Raw genomic sequence first — 20,849 nt, forward strand, 5'->3', positions numbered from 1 at the left:
CGCCCGGCGCCGTCCGCTTACTTGTACAGCAGCTGCGGCAGCCACAGCCCGATCTGCGGCCAGATGTACAGCAGCACGATCGCCAGCACCTGGATGCCCATGAACGGCAGCATGCCCAGGAAGATCTGGTTCAGCGTGACGTGCGACGGGCTCACGCCCTTCAGGTAGAAGGCGGCCATCGCCACCGGCGGCGACAGGAACGCCGTCTGCAGGTTCAGCGCCACCAGCAGGCCGAAGAACAGCGGGTCGACACCGAAGTTGTCCAGCAGCGGGATGAAGATGGGCATGAAGATCACGATGATCTCGGTCCACTCCAGCGGCCAGCCCAGCAGGAAGATGATGACCTGGCTCAGGATCAGGAACTGAACCTTCGTGAGGTTCATGCCGAGCACCCACTGTTCCACCAGCGCCTGGCCGCCCAGCAGCGCGAACGCCGCCGAGAAGATGGCCGAGCCGACGAACAGCCAGCACACCATCGCCGAGGTCTTGGCCGTGAGGAAGACCGATTCCTTCAGCACCGTGAGGTTGAGCCGCCGGTAGGCTGCGGCCAGCAGCATGCCGCCCAGTGCGCCCATGGCGGCGGCCTCGGTCGGCGTGGCCAAGCCCAGCACGATCGAGCCCAGCACCGAGAGGATCAGCAGCACCAGCGGGAAGAACGAACCCAGCAGCATCTTGAAGATCTCGAGCCGCGCGAAACTCAGGAACAGGTAGAACAGCGTGACCATCGCGCCGAAGACGGCGAAGGTGACCCACCACCAGGTCGGCGCGGGGCGCACCGAGGCGCCTTCGGCCGGCGCCGAGGATGCGGCGGCCGGCGGTTCTGCCACCGCGGCTGCAGGCGCCGAGGCTTCGGCGGCAGCACCGGGCGGTTCGGCCAGCGGGCCTGAAGACGAGGCGGCCGGCGCGGGCGTTTCTTCCGACGGCGGCTCCTGCAGCCCGCCTTCCGCAGGCGGCTCTGCCAGGCTGTCGTTCGACGGCGGCTCCTGCAAGCCGCCCGCACTGCTTTCGCCGCTGCCCGTTCCGGTCGCGCCGATCTCCTGGATCTCGTAGCGCGCCTGCGCTTCCACGGTGGTCACCGACTGGTAGCTCAGGCCCGCGGCCAGCAGGAAGATCGCGCCGGGCAGCACGACGATGCCCAGCTGCTTGAGCACATGCGAGAACGGCACGTCGGCGTTGCGGCGGCCTTTCAGCAGCCCGACCACGGCGTGCGCGGCGGGGCTGTCGGCCAGCCGCTGCGACAGCGGCGGCAGCGGCACCACGCGCTCGGCCTGCGACAGCGGCGGCGCCCACTGCGGCTTCAGCCACGCGATGACGATCACGTACACCACATACAGCGACGCGAGCATCAGCCCTGGAAAGAAAGCGCCCGCGTACAGCTGCACCACCGACACGCCCGCCGTCGCGCCGTACACGATCAGCAGCACCGACGGCGGAATCAGGATGCCCAGGCAGCCGCCCGCCGTGATCGCACCCGCGGCCAGCGGCACGCTGTAGCCCGCGCGCAGCATGGCCGGCAGCGCGAGCAGGCCCATGAGCGTGACCACTGCGCCGACGATGCCGGTGGCAGTCGCGAAGATGGTGCAGGTGACCAGCGTCGCCACGGCCAGCGCGCCCGGCAGGCGCGCGAGCGCCAGGTGCAGGCTCTTGAAGAGCGACTCGATGAGGTTGGCGCGCTCCACCAGGTAGCCCATGAAGACGAACAGCGGCACGGCGATCAGCACGTCGTTGGCCATGGTCTTGTAGGCCGACTGCACCATCAGGTCGAGCGTGCGGTGCCAGTCGCGGTCGTAGGCCAGCCAGGTGAAGAGCATGCCCATGCCCATCAGCGTGAACGCCGTGGGAAAGCCCAGCATGATCGCCACCACGACGAGCGAGAGCATCAGCAGGCCCAGGTGGCCGTTGGTGATGGTGTCGGCGCTCAGCAGCATGGCTGCCGCGCCGATGACGATGAGGGCCATGAACGACAGGCCGAACCAGAGTTCGCGGCGGATGTTCATCGCGCGCCCTCCTTGGCCACCACCACGCGGTCGAGCGCGGCGATGTCTTCGTCCTTCACGTGCACCATTTCCTTGAGCTTCTCGACGTCGACTTCTTCCACGTCCTGCTCGCGCGACGGCCAGGCGCCGGTGCGGATGCATTGCACGCAGCGAATGATCTCGACCACGCCCTGCAGCAGCAGCGTGAAGCCGGCCAGCGGAATGACGTACTTGAACGGGTACAGCGGCAGCGGCTCGGCCGAGAAGGTCTGCTCGCGGATGGCGAGCGACTCGCCCGCATAGACCCAGCCGGCCCAGGTCAGCGCGATGATGCCGGGCAGGAAGAACAGAAAGTAGAGCACCAGGTCGAACAGCGCCTGCGTGCGGGGACGAAAGAAGCCGTAGAGCACGTCACCGCGCACATGGCCGTTCTTCGAGAGCGTGTAGGCACCGGCCGTCATGAACATGGCGCCGTACAACATGATCTGGGCATCGAGCACCCAGGCGTGCGGGCGGTTCAGCACATAGCGAGAGAACACCTCCCAGCTGATGAGCAGCGTGAGCAGCAGCGCGCACCACGAGAAGGTCTTGCCGATCCAGGTCGAGAACCGGTCGACGGCCAACAAAAAAGATTGCATCGAAAGGGGCTCCTCGCTGCGGGCGATGCCGCGCGGACAGGCAAGCAAAGAGGGCACCGCGCGGGTGCCCTCAGGTCGGCGGATGGCCTCAGGCCTTCTTGGCCTTGGCGCCGAAGTAGTGGTTGTAGGCCATCTTGAAATCGACCGTGTAGTCGTTCTGCCATTGGCCTGCGCGCTCGGCAAAGGCCTTCTGCGAGTCGAGCACCTTCTTGAACATCGGGTTCTCGGCCGACTTCTTGGCCACCGTCTTGTCCCACGAGGCCAGCTGCGCGCGCAGGATGGCGTCGGGCGTCTTGTAGAACTTGATGCCGGCCTTCTTCAGCTCGATGTAGTCCTGCGAGTTGCGCTGGATCGCCTTCCAGCTCATGTCGGCGCTGGAGGCCTGCACCGCGTAGTCGATGATCGACTTGAGCTCGGTCGGCAGCGCCGTGAGCTTGGCCTTGTTGAACAGGATTTCGAACTGCTCGCCCGACTGGTGAAAGCTCTGCAGCATGCAGTTCTTCGCCACGTCGGGAAAGCCCAGCACGCGGTCGCTCGACGCGTTGTTGAACTCGGCCGCATCGATCAGGCCGCGGTCCAGCGCCGGCACGATCTCGCCGCCGGGCAGCGGGTTCACGGCCGTGCCCATGTCGGTGAACACGTCCACCGCCAGGCCCACGGTGCGGAACTTCAGGCCCTTCATGTCCTCGACCTTGGCCACCGGCTTCTTGAACCAGCCCAGCGGCTGCGTGGGCATGGGGCCGTACAGGTACGACACCACGTCCAGGTTCAGGCTCTTGTAGATCTCGTCGATCAGCGCCTTGCCGCCGCCGTAGTTGTGCCAGGCCAGGACCATGTTGGCGTCCATGCCGAAGCCCGGGCCCGAACCCCACAGCGCGAGCGCCGAGTTCTTGCCGTACCAGTACGCGACCACGCCGTGGCCGCCGTCGAGCGTGCCCTTGGCCACCGCGTCGAGCAGCTGGAAGGCGGGCACCACCGAGCCGGCGGGCAGCACTTCGATCTTCAGGCGGTTGCCCGCCATGTCGTTCACCTTCTTGGCGAAGTCCTGTGCGTACTCGTGGAAGATGTCTTTCGCCGGCCAGGTGCTCTGGAAACGCAGCGACGTGGTTTGGGCCATGCTGACCATCGGCGCCGACATGGCGCCTGCAGCCACTGCCGCACCTTTGAGAAGGCTTCGGCGGCGGGGCGATTTGCTGTCTGTCATGTGTCTCTCTCCATAAGTTCTCTGACCGGAACACCCAGGCCGTCGTCTTCACGTTATGGTTTCGACAGGCCGCGACCTCCATCTTTGGCGCGCCACACCTTGTGACAAACAGGGTTTTCACGAACCGGTGAAAAATTCCATCATCCGGCGTGCAGATCGATCGCCCCGAGCCGCCAAAGGCTTCGGGCTAACCCTAGAAATTGGAAAGAAAACGCGAAATGAGCGAACCCGTTGGAGAAAAAGGCTACGCCGGCGACGTGACGCCCGAACAAGCCGCGCAGTGGATGGCCAGCGGCGAGGCCGTGCTGGTCGACGTGCGCACCGACGCCGAGCGTGAATGGGTCGGCTACGTGCCCGGCGCCGTGCCGCTGGCCTGGAAGCAGTGGCCCGGCATGGCGCTCAACCCGGCCTTCGACGACGGCGTGCGCGCCGCTGCGGAGGGCGGCAAGAAGCTGGTGCTGCTGTGCCGCAGCGGTGTGCGCTCGATCGCCGCGGCGAAGCGGGCGACCGAACTGGGCGTGCAGGCCTACAACATCCTCGAAGGCTTCGAGGGCAACCCGGACGAGAGCGGGCACCGCGGGTTGATCGGGGGCTGGCGCAAGCGCGGGCTGCCCTGGCGCCAGAACTAGAGAGCGCCCAGAGAGCGCCGCTCGCCTCACTCGGACGTGGCCGGGTCGATCACGCTGTACACCCGGTCCACACGGTTGGCCGGAAAGCCACCGAGCTCCGCGTGACGGCGCACCAGGGCCTCGTCGGTCGCCTGGTAGACGCAGTAGATCCGGTCGTCGGTCACGTAGCTGTGGATCCACTGGATGTCGGTGCCCATGCTGTTGAGCACGCCACAGGATTTCTGCGAGATGGCCTTGAGGTCCGACGGCGTGAACTTGCCGGCGCCGGGGATGTCTCGCTCGATAACGAATTTGGGCATGGCGGTACTCCTGTCTAGAATCGGCCGAAGGTGACCAGGTCCTATGGTGCCGACGTGCAGCCGCCCTGCATTGCCCGTCTCGCCGGACTTGTTGACCGAAACCCCGCCCTCGCTTGCCGGAGGTGACCATGGATGTCTTGTCGGACGTGCTGCGGACCATCCGCCTGGAGGGCGCGCTGTTCCTGAACGGGGACATGTATGCACCCTGGTGCTTCAAGGTACCCAAGGGCGCGCACATCGCGCAACTGCTCAGGCCTGGCGCGCAGCGGCTGGCCATCTGCCACCTCGTGCTGCAAGGCGAATGCTGGGCCCAGGTCGACGGTGAGGCGCCGATCCACGCGCACGCCGGCGACGTGATCGCCGTGCCGCATGGCGACGCGCATGTGCTGGGCAGCGGCCTGCACCATGCGGCCGTGGACATGTCGCATGTGGTGAGTCCGCGGGCGCCCGAGCTGGAGCGCATCCGCTATGGCGGCCAGGGCGAGCGCACGGTGCTGGTCTGCAGCTGGTTCGCGTACGAAGGCGACGCGCCCCATCCCGTCATGTCGAACATTCCGCATCTGTTCACCACGCCGCTGCGCAGCAGGCCGGCGGGCCCGTGGATCGAGCAGTCGGTCGACTTCGTGTTGGGTGATGCGCCGTTGCACACGCCCGGCTCGGAGATGGTCGCCGCCAAGGTGGCGGAAGTGCTGTTCACCGAAGTGCTGCGCGGCTACATCGAGTCGATGCCTGCCAACAACCCCGGCTGGCTGGCGGGCCTGCGCGACCCCCATGTGAGCCGCTGCCTGGCGCTGATGCACGCCGAGCCCGCGCGCAACTGGACGGTCGACGCACTGGCTCAGGAAGTTCATACCTCGCGCAGCGTGCTGGCGGACCGCTTCACCGAACTGGTGGGCGCGCCGCCCATGCACTACCTGGCGCGCTGGCGCATGATCCTGGCCGCCGGCATGCTGCGCAAGGACCAGGGCAACCTGGCGCGCATTGCCGAAGGCGTGGGCTACGAATCGGAAGCGGCTTTCAACCGCGCATTCAAGCGGGAGTACGGGGTGTCGCCCGGGGCCTGGCGCCAGAACGGCGCCTAGCGATGCGCGCCGGGCTTGATCCGGCTGCGATCAGAGCGCGGGGATGCGCAGCTTCTGGCCCGGGTAGATCTTGTCCGGGTGCGACAGCATCGGCTTGTTCGCCTCGAAGATCGCGTTGTACTTGTTGGCGTCGCCGTAGTACTTCTTCGAGATGGCCGAGAGCGTGTCGCCCTTCACCACGTCGTGGTACTGCGCAGGCGGTGCGGCCGGGGCGACAAGGTTGTTGTCGACGCTCGTGACGTTGGCCACGTTGCCCGCGGCGAGCGCGGCTTTCTCGCTGGCTTCCTGCGAGGGCGCTTGACCTGCGAGGGTGACGACGCCGCTGCTCGCGGTGTAGGTCACTTCCAGTCCGGTGAGGCCGAGGTTCTGGGTCTCGATGTAGGTCTTGATGGCCGCGGCGGCTGCCGTGTTCGCATCGGGTGTGGCCGCTTCGGCCGACGAACCGCCGAACAGTTTTTCGCCGGCCTCCTTGATGAAGCTGAGCAATCCCATGGTGTTCTCCTTGTGCCGTGGTGGATGGAAAGGGCGAATGTAGCGGCGGAACCGACCGCATCCGCGTAGGCCCACGCCGCGACTGTCAAAGAGGCGCCAGCAGGAATAACCACAAAGTCGCAATAATCGCGCGCATGTCTTCCCCCTTCCTCGCCATCGACATCGGCAACACCCGGCTCAAGTGGGCGCTTTACGAGGGGGCTTTCCCCGGTGCGGCGCTGCAGGCCCATGGTGCCGAGTTTCTCGACCACATCGAACGCCTGGCCGACGGCCCCTGGGCCGAGCTGCCCGCGCCCGGCTCCATGCTGGGCTGCGTCGTGGCCGGCGACACGCTGCGACGGCGCGCCGAAGAGCAGATCACCGAACGCTTCGACTGCACGCCGCGCTGGGTGGTGTCGAGCGCGGGCGAGGCCGGCATCGTCAACGGCTACGACCACCCGACACGGCTGGGCGCCGACCGCTTCGTGGCGATGATCGGCGCGCGCCACCGCATGCTGACGCAAGGGCCCGAGCGGCCGATGGTGGTGGTGCTGATCGGCACGGCCGTCACGGTCGAGGCGATCGATGCCAGCGGCAAGTTCTTGGGCGGCCTCATCCTGCCGGGCCACGGCATCATGTTGCGCGCGCTCGAGTCGGGCACGGCGGGCCTGCACGTGCCCACCGGCGAGGTGCGCGAATTTCCCACCAACACCAGCGACGCGCTGACCAGCGGGGGTACCTACGCCATCGCGGGCGCGGTCGAGCGCATGGTGCAGCACGTGCGCTCGCACTGCGGCGCCGAGCCGGCCTGCTTCATGACCGGCGGCGCGGGCTGGAAGATGGCGCCCGCCATGAACGGGGACTTCGAACTGGTCGAGAGCCTGATCATGGACGGCCTGCTCGTCATCGCGAAGCAGCGCGCCGGCTGAGCCACCTGGAAGCTCAGGGCTTCATCAACGCCTCGCCCATGGCCTGGAAGGCGGGCAGGGTCAGCGGGTCGTTGCCTCCGTTCGCGGCGATCGGGTGCGCGGCGTAGCGCACGATGACCATCTCAGCCTTCGGATCGACATAGATGCTCTGGCCGTGGATGCCACGCGCCATGTACGCGCCATGCGGGTTGTGCGTCACCCACCACATGTTCCGGTAGCTCCAGCCCGGCAGCAGCGCGTAGCCGGCCTTCGCGAACTTGGCGGGGTCGGCGCCGCGCTGGATGTCGTCGACCACCGCCTTCGCGATCGCCTGCTGTCCGTTCGGGGCGCGCCCGCCGTTGCGCAGTGTTTCGCCGAAGCGCGCGATGTCGCGCAGCACGGTGTTCAGGCCACCGCCGCCCGACTCGGTGCCGATGCGGTCGACCATGAAATACGCATCCTGCTCGGCGCCGATGCGGCGCCAGATTTTTTCGCTCAGCAGGTCGGCCAGCGAGCGGTTGGACGCGCGGCGCAGCACCCAGGCCAGCACCTCGGCGTTGACCGTCTTGTAGGCAAAGGCGTCGCCGTGCGTGCCTTCCTTCTTGAGCGTGACCAGGAACTCGTAGAACGATTTCGGGCCCGTGTAGTTGGCGCCCTGCGTCAGCATGCCGCCGGCGCGCGCATAGTCCCAGACCTCGGCCTTGGGGTCAGCGTAGTTCTCGGAGTAGCGCACGCCGATGGTCATGTCCATCACCTGGCGCACCGTGGCGTCGCCGTAGGCCGTGTCCTTGAGTTCGGGCAGGTACTTCGTGACCGGCGCCGACGGGTCGATCGTGCCCTCCTGCGCAAGGATGGCCGCCAGCGTGCCCACGAACGACTTGGTGACCGACATCGCCAGGTGCGGGCGCTCGGGCGTGAGCGCGCCGAAGTACTTCTCGTAGACCACCTGGCCGCGGTGCAGCACCAGGATGCCGTCGGTGTAGGTGCGCGTGACCATCTGGCCGAAGGTCTGCGCCTCGCCGCCGCCCATCGGCTGGAAGCGCACGGCCTCGATGTCGAAGCGCGGCGTGGCCGTCGGCAGCGGGCTCGCGGCGCCGGGGCCGCGCCACACGTTGGCCGTGGGCACCGTCTCGCGCACGTGCGAGAAGCTCCAGCGGATGCGCGGGTACACGCCGCCGACCGGGTTGTCGAAGGTGATCTGCTTGTCGGGTGGTGGCGGAAAGCCCTGCATCCAGCCCATCGCCTCCACCGAGGTGGCAGCGGGATCGGGCAGCGCGGGCGGCGTCGGGGTCTGGGCGTGGCTGGTGTTCACGGCAAGAAGGGCGAAGGCGGCGGCCAGCGCCGTGCGTTGAAAAAAGAAAAACGACGAAGAAGAGGGCATGCAACGGGCTCCAGTGGACGACAGAAACGGAACAGCAATCAGCGGCCGCTGAACCGCGCAGGCCGGCGCTCGATGAACGAGCGCACGCCCTCGGCCGCGTCCTCGCTGTTCGACAGGCGTTTCTGCGTCTCGATGAATTCCGCCACGGCCGCCAGCGGCCCGTGTTCGATCGCCTTGAGCACGTTGAGCCGCGTGGCCTGCACGGCCAGCGGCGCCTGGGCCGCGATGCGCTGCGCGATCTGCAGCGCCGCGTCGAGCTCCTGCCCGGCCGGCACCACCTTCTGCACGAAGTTCAGGCGATAGGCCTCGGCGCTGTCGAACTCGTCGGCCGTGAGCAGGTGCAGCATCGCGTTGCCCAGCCCCGCGCGCTCGGCCATGCGCAGCGTGGCGCCGCCCGTGGCCATGATGCCGCGCTGCACTTCCATCTGCGAGAAGCGGCAGTTGTCGGCCGCCACCACGATGTCGGCGCCCAGCATCAGCTCGATGCCCACCGTGAAGCAGATGCCCTTCACGGCCGCGACCATCGGCTTGGTGCGGCGGCGGTAGCCCTCCAGGCCGAAGTCGTGCGGCTCCACCAGCCCCGCCGGAATCGCCTTTTCGCCGCGCTTCATGTACTCGGTGACCGCCGGCAGGTCCAGGCCCGCCGTGAAGTGGTCGCCGAAGGCATGCAGCACGCCCACATGCAGGCTCGGGTCGTCGTCCAGCCGCGTGTAGGCCTCGGCCAGCTGCTTGAACATCGGCGGCGTCCAGCCGTTGCGCTTGGCGGGGCGGTTGATGCCGATCAGCAGCACGTGGTCGAGCACCTGCGTGTCGATGCAGCCTTCGGCGGGCGGGGTGGTGGGGGTCGCGGTCATCGGTCTTGTCTCCTTGTTGTTGTGGTCGTGGCGCTGCGGATCAGTACGTGTAGACGCCGCGGCCCGTTTTACGGCCGAGCTGGCCGGCGGCGACCATTTCCTTCAGCAGCGGGCAGGGGCGGTACTTGGAGTCGCCGAACTGCTCGAGGTACACCTCCATCACGGCCAGGCACACATCGAGGCCGATCATGTCGGCCAGTGCCAGCGGGCCGATGGGCTGGTTGCAGCCCAGCTTCATGCCGGCGTCGATGTCTTCGGCGGTGGCCAGGCCTTCGGCCAGCACGAAGAAAGCCTCGTTGATCATCGGCACCAGGATGCGGTTGACCACGAAGCCCGGCGCGTTCTTCACCGTGATCGGCGACTTGCCCAGCTTCTCGGCCAGGGCCTTCACCGCGTCGTGCGTGGCGTCGCTCGTGAGGTAGCCGCGGATCAGCTCCACCAGCGCCATCATCGGCACCGGGTTGAAGAAGTGCATGCCGATGAAGCGGTCGGCGCGCGAGGTGGCGGCGGCCAGCTGCGTGATCGAGATCGACGAGGTGTTCGACGCAATGATCACCTCGGGGCCGACCAGATCGTCCACCTGCTTGAGGATCTTGAGCTTGAGCGCGTGGTTCTCGGTGGCGGCCTCGATGACCAGCTGCGCGCCCTTCAGGTCGTTGTAGTCGGTCGAGCCCTTGACCAGCGCCAGCGCGGCGGCCTTCTGCTCGGCCGTGAGCTTTTCCTTCTTGATCAGGCGGTCGAGGCTGCCCGAAATGGTGGCGATGCCCTTGTCGACAGCCGCCTGGGCCACGTCGATCATCACCACGTTGACGCCCGACACCGCGCAGGCCTGGGCGATGCCGTTGCCCATGGTGCCGGCGCCGATGATGCCCACAGTTTGAATCGTCATGAAAAATGCTCCTTGAAACAAAAAAGAAAGGGGGAGGCGAGGGCGGGCGCGGAGCCGCCGTCGCGCAATGGCGGTCATTGTGAATCAGCCGTGCAGCGCGGCCGTTCCCGTGGGCGACACCAGCCCGGGGTGGCTTACAGTGCTGCGATTGTTTTCAACCCTATTTTTTCGAGCCCTCGCATGACCACCCTCGGCACCCCCCTGTCCCCTTCCGCCACCCGCGTGATGCTGCTCGGCTCCGGCGAGCTCGGCAAGGAGGTGCTCATCGCCTTGCAACGCCTGGGCGTCGAGACCATCGCGGTCGACCGCTACGAGAACGCGCCCGGCCAGCAGGTGGCCCACCACGCGCGCACCATCACCATGAGCGACCCTGAGCAGCTGAAGGCGCTCATCGAGGCCGAGAAGCCCACGCTCGTCGTGCCCGAGATCGAGGCCATCGCCACGCAGACGCTCCAGGAGTTGGAAGATGCGGGCGTGGTGCGCGTGATTCCCACCGCCCGCGCCGCCCGCCTCACGATGGACCGCGAAGGCATCCGCCGCCTGGCGGCCGAAACGCTGGGCGTGCCCACCAGCCCCTACAAGTTCTGCGACTCGCTGGCCGAGCTGCAGGCCGCCATCGACGCGGGCATTGGGTACCCCTGCATCGTCAAGCCCGTGATGAGCAGCTCCGGCAAGGGCCAGAGCAAGATCGACGGCCCCGCCGACGTGCAAAAGGCCTGGGACTACGCCATGGCCGGCGGCCGTGTGAGCCATGGCCGCGTGATCGTCGAGGGTTTCATCGACTTCGACTACGAGATCACGCTGCTGACCGTGCGCGCCAAGGATGCGGCAGGCGCCGTCGAAACGAAGTTCTGCGCCCCCATCGGCCACGTGCAGGTCAGCGGCGACTACGTCGAAAGCTGGCAGCCGCACCCCATGGCGCCGGCCGCGCTGCAGAAGGCGCAGCAGATCGCGCAGGCCGTCACGGCCGACCTCGGCGGCCAGGGCCTGTTCGGCGTGGAGCTGTTCGTGAAGGGCGACGAAGTCTGGTTCAGCGAAGTCAGCCCGCGTCCGCACGACACCGGCATGGTCACCATGGCCACGCAATGGCAGAACGAGTTCGAGCTGCATGCACGCGCCATCCTCGGCCTGCCGGTCGACACTTCGCTCAAGAGCCCGGGCGCGAGCGCCGTGATCTACGGCGGCGTCGACGCCACCGGCATCGCCTTCGACGGCGTGGCCGAGGCGCTGCAGGTGCCCGGCAGCGACATCCGCCTGTTCGGCAAGCCCGAGAGCTTCGTCAAGCGCCGCATGGGCGTGGCGCTGGTGCACGCGGCCGACACCGACACGGCGCGCAAGCTCGCCAAGGAAGCCGCTTCGCGCGTGAAGCCGCGCACCGCCTGAGCCGTGAGCTTCTCGGGGTGAACCCGCGAGCCGGGCCCCGGTAGCCAGTTTTCGCAAGCGACCCCGCAGCGGTGCGGGCATGGTGCAGGTCTTGTCGCCAGGACGCCGGTCGGGTGCGGGTGCATGCGGATACCCCGCAGGCACCCCGCCCTCCACACTGAGCGCTCCGTTCGATTCACCGGAGACACCATGCTGCATCCCCAGGCGCGCGCCTTGCTGGATTTCATCGAAGCGCGCGGCATTCCGCCGACCCACACGCTGTCGCCCGCCGATGCGCGGGCCTTCTATCGCGAGCGCCGCACGGCCACGCAGCCGCTGCCGGCGGAGGTGGCCGAAGTGCGCGACCTCGCCGCCGACGGGCCGCACGGCACCATTCCGGTGCGGCTGTACAAGCCACTCGGCGCAAACGCAAGCGCAGGTCCGCTGCCTGTGCTCGTCTACTACCACGGGGGCGGCTGGGTCATCGGCGACCTCGACACGCACGACGTGCTGTGCCGCGAGCTGGCCAACGGCGCAGGCTGCGCGGTGGTCGCGGTCGACTACCGCATGGGCCCGGAGCACCGCTTTCCCACCGCCGTGGACGACGTGCTCGCCGCCACGCGCTGGGTGCGCCGCGAAGCGGCCGCGCTGGGGCTCGATGCAAGCCGCCTCGCGGTGGGCGGTGACAGTGCGGGTGGCAATCTCGCGGCCGTGGCGGCGATCGCGGCGCGCGATGCGGGCGACCTGCCCATCGTGTTCCAGCTCCTGATCTACCCGGCCACCGACATGCGCCGCGGCCATCCGTCGCACCAGGCGAACGGGCAGGGCTACCTGCTCACGCGCGACACGATGACCTACTTCCACGACCACTACATCACCGACGTGGCGCACGACCTCGACTGGCGTGCCTCGCCGCTGCTGCACACCGACCTCGCGGGCCTGCCGCCCGCGCTCGTGCTCACGGCCGGCTACGACCCGTTGCGCGACGAAGGCGCGGCGTATGCCGAGGCGCTCACGGCCGCCGGCAACCGCGCGAACTACGTGTGCTTCGAGCGCCAGATCCATGGCTTCATCACCATGGGCAAGGTGCTCGACGAAGCGCACACCGCGGTCGCGCTGTGTGCCGCCGAACTGCGCCGCGCGTTCGCGTCGGCCTAGGGAAAGTCCCCGCGCAAATGGATGCCGCGCTCACGGCCCTCGCCGCTACGATCCAGCGAACACGACGCCACCCCCCGGTCGGACGTCGTCGACCGATGCAGGAGACAGACACCATGCAGCGAACCAGGACGTCGACGCCTTCGGGCGGCGATGCACGGCAGGGCGAACGCCTCATGTGGCTCACGCCGCAGCGCGTCTTCTATGCCGGCCTGCTCGGCGCCGCGGCCGAGCGCGCGATGGGCGGGCACGGCGTGTACGTGTCGCCCGCCGGTGCGCCGCCCAACCGCATCCGCATCGGCGGTGGTGCCTGGCAGAGCGGCGAGTTCATCGTGGTGCCGCCGCACGTGCCGCACCAGGTCGAGAGTGCGTGCCCGCTGATCTTCAACCTGCTGATCGAATCGGAGTCGGTCGATCCCGCGCGCATGCCGGCCTTCCTGCAGCACTGCGGCCCGGTCGATGCGCCGGCCTTCGTGCAGCGCATGCGCGAGGCCCATGCCCACTTGCTGGCGGCCTCGGCGCGCGGCATCGACTTCGACGGTTTCGATTTCGACGCGCTGTTCTTCGACGGCCCGCTCACGCCGCGCCCGCTCGATGCGCGCATCCGCAAGGTGGTCGACATGCTCGTGGCCGACCCCGCCGCGCCCGCCTCGGCGGAAGACTGCGCGGCCTCGGTGCACCTGTCGTTCTCGCGCTTCCTGCACCTGTTCAAGCAGGAGACGGGCATGGCCTTTCGCGGCTTCCGTGCCTGGAAGCGTGCGCGCAGCCTGCTGCGCTACGTGCACCAGAGCGGCACGCTCACCGACATCGCGCTGGACACCGGCTACCCCGACTCCACGCACTTCAGCCATTCGATCCGCCAGGTCTACGGGCTCAAGCCCAGCGACATCGTCGCGGGCTCGCGCCGCCTCGCGCTGCACGACGCGGCCGGCGGGTTCCGGCAGTAACGGCGCGCGGGACGGCAACGCATGCAGATCCTCCAACTCCTGCTGTCGGGCATCGCACAAGGCTGCATCTACGGCCTGATCGCGCTCGGCTTCGTGCTGATCTACAAGGCCACCGAAACGGTGAGCTTCGCGCAGGGCGACCTGATGATGCTCGGCGCGTTCGGTGCCTTCGCGGGCATGTCGCTGTTCGGCATGCCGTTCTGGCTCGCGGCGCTCTTGGCCGTGGTGGCCATGGCGGCCTTCGGCGTGCTGCTCGAACTGGTGGTGATCCGCCCGATCCTCGGGCAGCCGCAGTTCTCCATCGTGATGCTGACCATCGGCATTGCCTACGTGGCGCGCGGCCTCATCACCATGGTGCCGGGCATCGGCACCGACACCCACACGCTGGCCGTGCCCTACAAGGACCAGATCTGGAAGCTCGGTGAGCTGGTGGTGAACCTCGAGCAGCTCGTGATCATCATTGCCACCGCCATCCTGTGTGGGCTGCTGTTCGCGATGTTCCGCTACAGCAAGCTGGGCATCGCGATGCAGGCCTCGTCGCAGAACCAGCTCGCGGCCTACTACATGGGCATTCCGGTGAAGCGGCTCAACGGGCTGGTGTGGGGGCTGGCGGCTGCGGTCGCGGCCATCGCGGGCATGCTGCTCGCGCCCATCACCTTCGTGCACGCCAACATGGGCTTCATCGGCCTCAAGGCTTTTCCGGCGGCGGTGGTGGGCGGCTTCGGCAGCCTGCCGGGCGCGATCGTCGGCGGGCTGGTGATCGGCATCGTCGAGTCGTTCGCGGGTTTCTATCTGCCCGACGGTTTCAAGGACACGGCGCCGTACATCGTGGTGCTGCTGATGCTCATGATCAAGCCCAACGGTCTGTTCGGCGAGAAGCTGCGCAAGAAGGTGTAAATCTCATATGCGCTTCATCTTCAAGACCACCTACGACCAGGACATCCGCTTGGCGCGGCACGGCGGCCATGTGCTCTGGTACAGCCTGCTCGTGGCCTTCCTGCTCGTCGCGCCGTGGGTCATCGACGAGTACTGGCTTGCGCAGCTGACCTTCGTGCTCATCTACGGCATCGTCGGCCTGGGGCTGATGCTGCTGGCGGGTTTCACGGGGCAGTTCTCCATCGGGCATGCGGCGTTTCTCGGAACGGGCGCGTACACGCAGGGCGTGCTGACCAACATGGGCGTGCCATTCCCGCTCGCGCTGCTCGCGTCGGCCGCGTTGTCGGCGGCGGTGGGCGTGGTGGTGGCGCTGCCGGCGCTGCGCGTGAAGGGCATCTACCTGGGCATCGCGACGCTGTCCTTCGGCTTCATCGTCGAGGAAGTGTTCGCGCGCTGGGAAAGCGTGACGGGCGGCAATGCGGGCCTGCATGTGAAGTCACCGCAGCTGTTCGGCTGGTCGCTGGGCTCGGGCGAAGGCTTCTACTTTCTGTGCCTGGTGGTCGCGGTGATCTCCACGCTGGGCATCCTGAACCTGTTGCGTTCGCCGACCGGGCGCGCCTTCGTGGCGATCCGCGATTCGGAGATTTCGGCGCAGAGCATGGGCATCCACCTGGCGCGCTACAAGACGATGTCGTTCGCGATCTCTGCGGCGCTCGCGGGGCTGGGCGGGGCGCTGTATGCGCACAAGCTGAGCTTCATCTCGCCGGACCAGTTCAACATCCTGCAGTCGATCGACCTGCTGCTGATGGTGGTGATCGGCGGCCTGGGCTCGGTGCACGGCGCGTTCCTCGGCGCGATTTTTCTCATCGCGATGCCGCAGCTGATCTCGATGGGCAAGGACTGGCTGCCGGCGGTCGTCGGTCAGGCGCCCGGCCTGCAGGGGTTGGTGTACGGCCTGGTGCTGATCGCCTTCGTGCTGTTCGAGCCGCTGGGGCTGTACGGGCGCTGGCTGAAGATTCGCACCTGGCTGCAGCTCTTCCCGTTCTACCGCAAGGGCTTGTTCAAGCGGCAGAAGTCGTTCACCAAATCGGATCGGCTGAGATGAGCAACGACATTCTTTTGTCGGCCAAGGACCTGAGCGTTCGCTTCGGCGGTGTGCTCGCGGTCAACAAGGTGAGCTTCGACGTGCGGCGCGGCGAGGTGTTCACGCTCATCGGCCCGAACGGTGCGGGCAAGACGACGGTGTTCAACCTCATCAGCCGCATCTACACGCCGACCACCGGCGAGATCACGTGGCATGGCGAGGCGGGCGGGCCGATCGCGCTCACGCAGCAGGCGCCGCACGCGATTGCCGCGCTGGGCATTGCGCGCACCTTCCAGAACATCGAGCTGTTCGAGCATGCGACCGTGCTGCACAACCTGCTGATCGGGCGCCACACGCACCGGCAGACGGGCTTCTGGAGCGAAGTGTTCTTCACGCCGGCCACGCGCCGCGCCGAGATCGCGGCGCGCGAGAAGGCGGAGCAGGTGATCGACCTGCTCGACCTGCAGCACTACCGCGACTCGATGGTGGCGGGCCTACCTTATGGCGTGCGCAAGGTGGTCGAGCTGGCGCGTGCGCTGTGCACTGAGCCGAAGCTGCTGCTGCTCGATGAGCCCTCTTCGGGACTCAATGTCGAAGAGACGGCGGACATGGCGTTCTGGATTCAGGACATCCAGCATGAGCTGGGGGTGTCGGTGCTGATGGTCGAGCACGACATGTCGCTTGTTTCCAAGGTGTCGGATCGCGTGTTGGCGATGAACCAGGGCGAGGTGCTGGCGACCGGCTCTCCGCGCGAGGTGCAGGCGGATGCGCGGGTGATCGAGGCTTATCTTGGGACTGTGGATGACGTGAGCAGCCTTCGGAGGGTTGTGGCATGAGCACTTTGTTCGCTACCCCTTTGGAGGCGCCCGGTGCGCGGCACGGCGCGGTCGCCCCCACTGTGCCGGCCGCTGCGCGGCTCCCCTGCGGTGCTCGCGTTTCGCGGGGTCTCGCAGAACTCGCTGCGCTCAAACAGCTGCGAGCCCTGATCCGCGAAACGCTGCGCTCCTCGGCGGCACAGAGGGGGCGCCCACGCCGCACCGCACACCGGGCTTCGTGGTGGCGTGATGGCTCTGCATGTTCCGCCTTGAATCAGGGAGCAGTGGCATGAGCGACGTCGTACTCCAACTGCTCAACGTCGAAAGCGCCTACGGCCCGATCAAGGCCATCCGGGGCGTGAGCCTGAAGGTGCGCAAGGGCGAGATCGCGACGGTGCTGGGCTCCAACGGTGCGGGCAAGACGACGATCCTCAAGACCATCTCCGGGATCATCGATCCGCGCAAGGGAAGCATCGAATTCCAGGGGCACGACATCACGGCCAAAGACCCGGCCTTCATCGTGCAGCAGGGCCTGAGTCATGTGCCCGAAGGGCGCGAGGTGTTCCCGCTGCTGTCGGTGAAGGACAACCTGCTGATGGGCGCCTACACGCGCAAGGACCGCGACGGCGTGGCGCGGGACATCGAGACCGTCTTCACCTACTTCCCGATCCTGCGCGAGCGGGCCACGCAGGACGCCGGCCTGCTCTCGGGCGGGCAGCAACAGATGCTGGCCATCTCGCGCGCCATCATGGCGGCGCCGCACCTCATCCTGCTCGACGAACCCAGCCTCGGCCTGAGCCCCAAGCTCACGAAGGAAATCTTCGAGATCGTGGTGCGCATCAACCGCGAGCGCGGCACCACCATCCTGCTGGTGGAGCAGAACGCCAACATGGCGCTCAACGCCGCCGACCACGGCTACGTGCTGGAAAACGGGCGCATCGTGATGGAAGACTCGTGCGAACGCCTGCGCGAGAAGGACGACATCAAGGAGTTCTACCTCGGTGTCAAGGACGACGGCGTGCGCGGCGAGCGGCGCTGGAAAAAGAAGAAGACCTGGAGGTAGCCGTCGCCATGCAAGGACTCTGGGATCTTCGAACCATCGAATCCGGCCACGACATCCTCGTGCCGGGCGACACGCTTTCGGCCATGTTCTGGAACGCCGTGCGCCAGCGCGGCGACAACATCTGGATGCGGCAGAAGGAGCTGGGCATCTGGCGCGCCTGGAGCTGGCGCCAGACCGCCGAGGCCGTGCGCGAGATCGCGGCCGGCCTGCAGGCGATCGGCTTCACGCGCGGCGAGTGCGCGTCCATTCTTTCGAACACCGTCATCGAGTGGGTGCTGGCCGACCTGGCCGTGCTGAGCTGCGGCGGTGTGTCGAACGGCATCTACCCGACCGACGCCGCCTCGCAGGTGGAGTACCTGTGCGAAGACTCGCGCACCACCGTGCTGTTCGTGGAAGACGACGAGCAGCTCGACAAGGCGCTCGAGGTCCGCGCCCGCCTGCCCGGCCTGCGCCGCGTGGTCGTGTTCGACATGGAAGGCCTGCGCGAGCTCGACGACCCGGGCGTGATGAGCCTCGATGCGCTGCGCGCCCTCGGCCGCACGCACCTGGCGGGCGACCCGCAGGCGGTGGAGCGCAGCGTGGCCGCCTGCCGGCCCGAAGACCTCGCCATTCTTGTCTACACCTCGGGCACCACTGGCAAGCCCAAGGGCGCCATGCACAGCCACGCGGGGCTGGTGTACACCGCGCGCGGCTACAACACGCTCATCGCGCAGGACGAGAAGGACGAGCGCATGTGCTTCCTGCCGCTGTGCCACATCGCCGAGCGCATGGGCGGCGAGTATTTCGCGATGTACACCGGCTCGATCCTCAACTTCGTCGAGAACCCCGAGACGGTGCCCGAGAACGTGCGCGAGATTGCGCCGACCGTGTTCACGGGCGTGCCGCGCGTGTGGGAGAAGTTCTATTCGGGCGTGATGATCGCGCTGAAAGAGGCCAGCCCGCTGCAGCAGGCGGCCTACAAGTGGAGCATCGGCGTGGGCGAGACCATCGCCAACAAGGTGCTCGCGGGCCAGGAGATCGGCACGGGGCTGCGCCTGAAGTTCAGGCTGGCGCGGCTGCTGGCGCTGGACAACGCGCGCAAGCTCATCGGCATCCACCGCGCGCGTTTTCTCGTGACGGGCGCGGCGCCCATTTCGCCCGAACTGGTCAAGTGGTACCTCGCGCTGGGCGTGCCCATGCTCGAGGTGTGGGGCATGACGGAGTCGTGCGGCGCTTCGACTGCCGTGCCCGTCACGCGCATCAAGCCCGGCTCCATCGGCCCGGCCACGGGCTACAACGAGGTGCGCATCGATCCGGCCACCAGCGAGATCCTGGTGCGCGGCCCCAACGTCTTCATGGGCTATTTGAATCTGCCGGAGAAAACCGCAGAGACCATCGACGCCGACGGCTGGCTGCACACGGGCGACGTGGGCGTGATGGACGAGGACGGGTATTTCCGCATCACCGACCGGATGAAAGACATCATCATCACGGCAGGCGGCAAGAACGTGACCCCGAGCGAGCTGGAAAACGAGCTCAAGTTCAGCCTCTACATCACCGATGCCGTGGTGATCGGCGACAAGAGGCCCTACCTCACGGTGATCGTCATGATCGACCAGGAGAACGTCGAAAAGTTTGCGCAGGACCACGACGTGCCGTTCAGCAACTACGAGAGCCTGACACGCACGCAGGAAGTGCAGGACCTGATCCAGGGCGAGATCGATCGCGTCAACGCCAAGTTCGCGCGCGTCGAGCAGATCAAGAAGTTCTTCCTGCTCGAGACGCAACTGAGCGCCGAGGACGAGGAGCTCACGCCGACGATGAAGCTCAAGCGCAAGCTGGTGCAAACCAAGTACGCGGCGCGCATCGACGCCATGTACAGATAGGGCTCGCCCCCAGGCTTCGCGCACTTCGTGTCGCTACGCCAGCCCCCTACCGGGGGCAACACCAGCGGCCCGGCAAAGCCGGTTCCGCGGTGTTTCTGGAAGAGGCCAGGCAGTGTGTTTTTTCAACAGGCAAGGAGACAAGGCAATGACGAAGCTCAAGACATTGACGACGCTGGCTGTGCTGGGCCTGATCGCGACGCTCGCGTCGGCGCAGCAGGGTGTCAGCAAGGACGAGATCCGCATCGGCACCATCCAGGACCTGTCGGGTCCGCTGGCGGGCTTCGGCAAGCAGGCGCGCAACGGCATGCAGCTGCGCGTGGACGAGCTCAACGAGCAGGGCACGCTGAACGGCCGCAAGCTCAAGCTCTTCGTCGAAGACTCGGGCTATGACCCGAAGAAAGCGGTGCTGGCGGCGCAGAAGCTGGTCAACCAGGAAAAGATCTTCATCATGGCCGGCCACATCGGCACGGCGCAGAACATGGCGGCGATGCCGGTGCAGTTCGACAAGAACGTCGTCAACTTCATGCCCATTACCGCGGCGCGCGAAATGTACGAGCCGCTGAACCGGCTGAAGTACTCGTTCGCGGCCACCTACTACGACCAGATCCGCCTGGCGCTGCCCAAGATGATCAAGGACAAGGGCGCCAAGAAGGTCTGCACGATCTACCAGGACGACGAGTTTGGCCTGGAGGTGCAGCGCGGCGCCGAGGCCGGCCTGAAGGCCTCGGGCATGGAGCTGGCCGAGAAGACCTCGTTCAAGCGCGGCGCCACCGACTTCAGCTCGCAGGTCGCGAAAATGAAGGCCGCCAACTGCGACCTCGTGGTGCTCGGCACCATCATCCGCGAGACCATCGGCACCGTGGGCGAGTCGCGCAAGACGGGCTTCAACCCGACCTTCCTGGGTTCGAGCGCGGCTTACACCGACCTGATCCACAAGCTCGGCGGCAAGGCCATGGACGGCGTGTACGCCACCATGACGGTGCAGAACCCCTATACCGACGAGCAGTCGCAGCCGCTGCGCTTCTGGGCCAACAAGTACAAGACCAAGTTCAACGAAGACCCGACCGTGTTCTCGGTGTACGGCTACGTGATCATCGATTCGTTCATCAAGGCCGCGACCAAGGCCGGCCCGAACCTGACGACCGACAGCTTCATCAAGGCGATGGACAGCATCACCTTCGAGCCCGACATGTTCGGCAGCCCGAAGAGCACCTACACCGCCACCAAGCGCCTGGGCAACGATCAGTCGCGGCTGTCGCAGATCAAGGACGGCAAGTGGGTCGTGGTGTCCGACTACGTGACACCGTAAACGAGGAGCGCCCCGGAATGGGGCGAGCGGCTATATTCCGCG

Annotated in this window: 20 protein-coding genes; 12 read left to right on the forward strand and 8 right to left on the reverse strand. The window is 67.0% G+C overall.

Annotated elements, in window-relative coordinates:
• Positions 1-17: 17 nt before the first annotated feature.
• The 3 genes from GFK26_RS09365 to GFK26_RS09375 all read right to left on the reverse strand — a co-directional run bounded on the left by GFK26_RS09365 (position 18) and on the right by GFK26_RS09375 (position 3,818).
• Positions 18-1,997: a TRAP transporter large permease gene (locus GFK26_RS09365; protein WP_153281748.1), complete on the reverse strand. Its 1,980-nt coding sequence runs from the start codon at positions 1,995-1,997 to the stop codon at positions 18-20.
• Positions 1,994-2,614, reverse strand: a complete 621-nt coding sequence (locus tag GFK26_RS09370) for a TRAP transporter small permease subunit (protein WP_153281749.1) — start codon at positions 2,612-2,614, stop codon at positions 1,994-1,996. Before GFK26_RS09370 ends, GFK26_RS09365 begins: the two co-directional genes overlap by 4 nt.
• 88 nt (positions 2,615-2,702) lie before the next feature.
• Positions 2,703-3,818, reverse strand: a complete 1,116-nt coding sequence (locus tag GFK26_RS09375) for a TRAP transporter substrate-binding protein (protein WP_153281750.1) — start codon at positions 3,816-3,818, stop codon at positions 2,703-2,705.
• A 218-nt stretch (positions 3,819-4,036) separates the two neighbouring features.
• On the opposite strand from GFK26_RS09375, the gene GFK26_RS09380 reads away from it, so the two are divergent.
• Positions 4,037-4,447 carry a rhodanese-like domain-containing protein gene (locus tag GFK26_RS09380; RefSeq protein WP_153281751.1) on the forward strand — a complete coding sequence of 137 codons (411 nt, stop codon included), beginning with the start codon at positions 4,037-4,039 and terminating at the stop codon, positions 4,445-4,447.
• A gap of 26 nt (positions 4,448-4,473) precedes the next feature.
• Here the strand turns inward: GFK26_RS09380 and GFK26_RS09385 are convergent, their stop codons facing one another.
• On the reverse strand, positions 4,474-4,746 hold the full coding sequence (locus tag GFK26_RS09385; RefSeq protein ID WP_153281752.1) for a DUF4242 domain-containing protein: 273 nt from the start codon (positions 4,744-4,746) through the stop codon (positions 4,474-4,476).
• 128 nt (positions 4,747-4,874) lie between these two features.
• Between GFK26_RS09385 and GFK26_RS09390 the strand changes: the two genes are divergently transcribed.
• Positions 4,875-5,828: an AraC family transcriptional regulator gene (locus tag GFK26_RS09390; RefSeq protein WP_153281753.1), complete on the forward strand. Its 954-nt coding sequence runs from the start codon at positions 4,875-4,877 to the stop codon at positions 5,826-5,828.
• Positions 5,829-5,858: 30 nt separating this feature from the next.
• On the opposite strand, the gene lysM is transcribed toward GFK26_RS09390, so the two are convergent.
• On the reverse strand, positions 5,859-6,320 hold the full coding sequence (gene lysM / locus GFK26_RS09395) for a peptidoglycan-binding protein LysM (protein WP_153281754.1): 462 nt from the start codon (positions 6,318-6,320) through the stop codon (positions 5,859-5,861).
• A gap of 134 nt (positions 6,321-6,454) precedes the next feature.
• Between lysM and GFK26_RS09400 the strand changes: the two genes are divergently transcribed.
• Positions 6,455-7,228, forward strand: coding sequence for a type III pantothenate kinase (locus GFK26_RS09400; RefSeq protein WP_153281755.1), 774 nt, complete (start codon positions 6,455-6,457; stop codon positions 7,226-7,228).
• A gap of 13 nt (positions 7,229-7,241) precedes the next feature.
• Here GFK26_RS09400 and GFK26_RS09405 read toward each other — a convergent pair whose 3' ends face one another.
• The 3 genes from GFK26_RS09405 to GFK26_RS09415 are packed head-to-tail and all read right to left on the reverse strand — an operon-like array spanning position 7,242 to position 10,331.
• Complete coding sequence (locus tag GFK26_RS09405; RefSeq protein ID WP_153281756.1) at positions 7,242-8,588, reverse strand: serine hydrolase domain-containing protein; 1,347 nt, start codon at positions 8,586-8,588, stop codon at positions 7,242-7,244.
• Between the two features lie 38 nt (positions 8,589-8,626).
• The gene (locus tag GFK26_RS09410; protein ID WP_101491348.1) at positions 8,627-9,442 is read right to left on the reverse strand and encodes a crotonase/enoyl-CoA hydratase family protein; all 816 of its coding nucleotides are present in this window, start codon (positions 9,440-9,442) and stop codon (positions 8,627-8,629) included.
• 40 nt (positions 9,443-9,482) lie between these two features.
• A complete protein-coding gene (locus GFK26_RS09415; RefSeq protein ID WP_099793566.1) occupies positions 9,483-10,331 on the reverse strand; it encodes a 3-hydroxybutyryl-CoA dehydrogenase in 849 nt (282 codons plus the stop codon).
• Positions 10,332-10,511: 180 nt separating this feature from the next.
• On the opposite strand from GFK26_RS09415, the gene purT reads away from it, so the two are divergent.
• From purT to GFK26_RS09460, 9 genes are all read left to right on the forward strand, one after another.
• Positions 10,512-11,714 (forward strand): formate-dependent phosphoribosylglycinamide formyltransferase, encoded by a 1,203-nt coding sequence (purT, locus tag GFK26_RS09420; protein ID WP_153281757.1) that lies wholly within the window; start codon positions 10,512-10,514, stop codon positions 11,712-11,714.
• Positions 11,715-11,903: 189 nt separating this feature from the next.
• Positions 11,904-12,851, forward strand: coding sequence for an alpha/beta hydrolase (locus tag GFK26_RS09425; RefSeq protein WP_153281758.1), 948 nt, complete (start codon positions 11,904-11,906; stop codon positions 12,849-12,851).
• A 113-nt stretch (positions 12,852-12,964) separates the two neighbouring features.
• Entirely contained in the window at positions 12,965-13,795 is an 831-nt protein-coding gene (locus tag GFK26_RS09430) for a helix-turn-helix transcriptional regulator (protein WP_153281759.1), read from the forward strand.
• Between the two features lie 21 nt (positions 13,796-13,816).
• On the forward strand, positions 13,817-14,692 hold the full coding sequence (locus GFK26_RS09435) for a branched-chain amino acid ABC transporter permease (protein WP_153281760.1): 876 nt from the start codon (positions 13,817-13,819) through the stop codon (positions 14,690-14,692).
• Positions 14,693-14,699: 7 nt separating this feature from the next.
• Entirely contained in the window at positions 14,700-15,776 is a 1,077-nt protein-coding gene (locus GFK26_RS09440) for a branched-chain amino acid ABC transporter permease (RefSeq protein WP_153281761.1), read from the forward strand.
• Complete coding sequence (locus tag GFK26_RS09445; protein WP_101491342.1) at positions 15,773-16,591, forward strand: ABC transporter ATP-binding protein; 819 nt, start codon at positions 15,773-15,775, stop codon at positions 16,589-16,591. The genes GFK26_RS09440 and GFK26_RS09445 overlap by 4 nt, the downstream gene beginning before the upstream one ends.
• 268 nt (positions 16,592-16,859) lie before the next feature.
• The gene (locus GFK26_RS09450; protein WP_153281762.1) at positions 16,860-17,633 is read left to right on the forward strand and encodes an ABC transporter ATP-binding protein; all 774 of its coding nucleotides are present in this window, start codon (positions 16,860-16,862) and stop codon (positions 17,631-17,633) included.
• Between the two features lie 8 nt (positions 17,634-17,641).
• Positions 17,642-19,498, forward strand: coding sequence for an AMP-dependent synthetase/ligase (locus GFK26_RS09455; RefSeq protein WP_153281763.1), 1,857 nt, complete (start codon positions 17,642-17,644; stop codon positions 19,496-19,498).
• A 145-nt stretch (positions 19,499-19,643) separates the two neighbouring features.
• Entirely contained in the window at positions 19,644-20,807 is a 1,164-nt protein-coding gene (locus GFK26_RS09460) for an ABC transporter substrate-binding protein (RefSeq protein ID WP_153281764.1), read from the forward strand.
• Positions 20,808-20,849 lie beyond the last annotated feature (42 nt).

Origin of the sequence: Variovorax paradoxus (assembly GCF_009498455.1) — a bacterium.
Lineage (GTDB): Bacteria > Pseudomonadota > Gammaproteobacteria > Burkholderiales > Burkholderiaceae_C > Variovorax > Variovorax paradoxus_H.

Bases quoted from the DNA above. Each gene is read 5' to 3' on its own strand.
- GFK26_RS09365 (WP_153281748.1), bottom strand. From the start codon at position 1,997: ATGAACATCCGCCGCGAACTCTGGTTCGGCCTGTCGTTCATGGCCCTC.
- GFK26_RS09370 (WP_153281749.1), bottom strand. From the start codon at position 2,614: ATGCAATCTTTTTTGTTGGCCGTCGACCGGTTCTCGACCTGGATCGGC.
- GFK26_RS09375 (WP_153281750.1), bottom strand. From the start codon at position 3,818: ATGACAGACAGCAAATCGCCCCGCCGCCGAAGCCTTCTCAAAGGTGCG.
- GFK26_RS09380 (WP_153281751.1), top strand. From the start codon at position 4,037: ATGAGCGAACCCGTTGGAGAAAAAGGCTACGCCGGCGACGTGACGCCC.
- GFK26_RS09385 (WP_153281752.1), bottom strand. From the start codon at position 4,746: ATGCCCAAATTCGTTATCGAGCGAGACATCCCCGGCGCCGGCAAGTTC.
- GFK26_RS09390 (WP_153281753.1), top strand. From the start codon at position 4,875: ATGGATGTCTTGTCGGACGTGCTGCGGACCATCCGCCTGGAGGGCGCG.
- lysM (WP_153281754.1), bottom strand. From the start codon at position 6,320: ATGGGATTGCTCAGCTTCATCAAGGAGGCCGGCGAAAAACTGTTCGGC.
- GFK26_RS09400 (WP_153281755.1), top strand. From the start codon at position 6,455: ATGTCTTCCCCCTTCCTCGCCATCGACATCGGCAACACCCGGCTCAAG.
- GFK26_RS09405 (WP_153281756.1), bottom strand. From the start codon at position 8,588: ATGCCCTCTTCTTCGTCGTTTTTCTTTTTTCAACGCACGGCGCTGGCC.
- GFK26_RS09410 (WP_101491348.1), bottom strand. From the start codon at position 9,442: ATGACCGCGACCCCCACCACCCCGCCCGCCGAAGGCTGCATCGACACG.
- GFK26_RS09415 (WP_099793566.1), bottom strand. From the start codon at position 10,331: ATGACGATTCAAACTGTGGGCATCATCGGCGCCGGCACCATGGGCAAC.
- purT (WP_153281757.1), top strand. From the start codon at position 10,512: ATGACCACCCTCGGCACCCCCCTGTCCCCTTCCGCCACCCGCGTGATG.
- GFK26_RS09425 (WP_153281758.1), top strand. From the start codon at position 11,904: ATGCTGCATCCCCAGGCGCGCGCCTTGCTGGATTTCATCGAAGCGCGC.
- GFK26_RS09430 (WP_153281759.1), top strand. From the start codon at position 12,965: ATGCAGCGAACCAGGACGTCGACGCCTTCGGGCGGCGATGCACGGCAG.
- GFK26_RS09435 (WP_153281760.1), top strand. From the start codon at position 13,817: ATGCAGATCCTCCAACTCCTGCTGTCGGGCATCGCACAAGGCTGCATC.
- GFK26_RS09440 (WP_153281761.1), top strand. From the start codon at position 14,700: ATGCGCTTCATCTTCAAGACCACCTACGACCAGGACATCCGCTTGGCG.
- GFK26_RS09445 (WP_101491342.1), top strand. From the start codon at position 15,773: ATGAGCAACGACATTCTTTTGTCGGCCAAGGACCTGAGCGTTCGCTTC.
- GFK26_RS09450 (WP_153281762.1), top strand. From the start codon at position 16,860: ATGAGCGACGTCGTACTCCAACTGCTCAACGTCGAAAGCGCCTACGGC.
- GFK26_RS09455 (WP_153281763.1), top strand. From the start codon at position 17,642: ATGCAAGGACTCTGGGATCTTCGAACCATCGAATCCGGCCACGACATC.
- GFK26_RS09460 (WP_153281764.1), top strand. From the start codon at position 19,644: ATGACGAAGCTCAAGACATTGACGACGCTGGCTGTGCTGGGCCTGATC.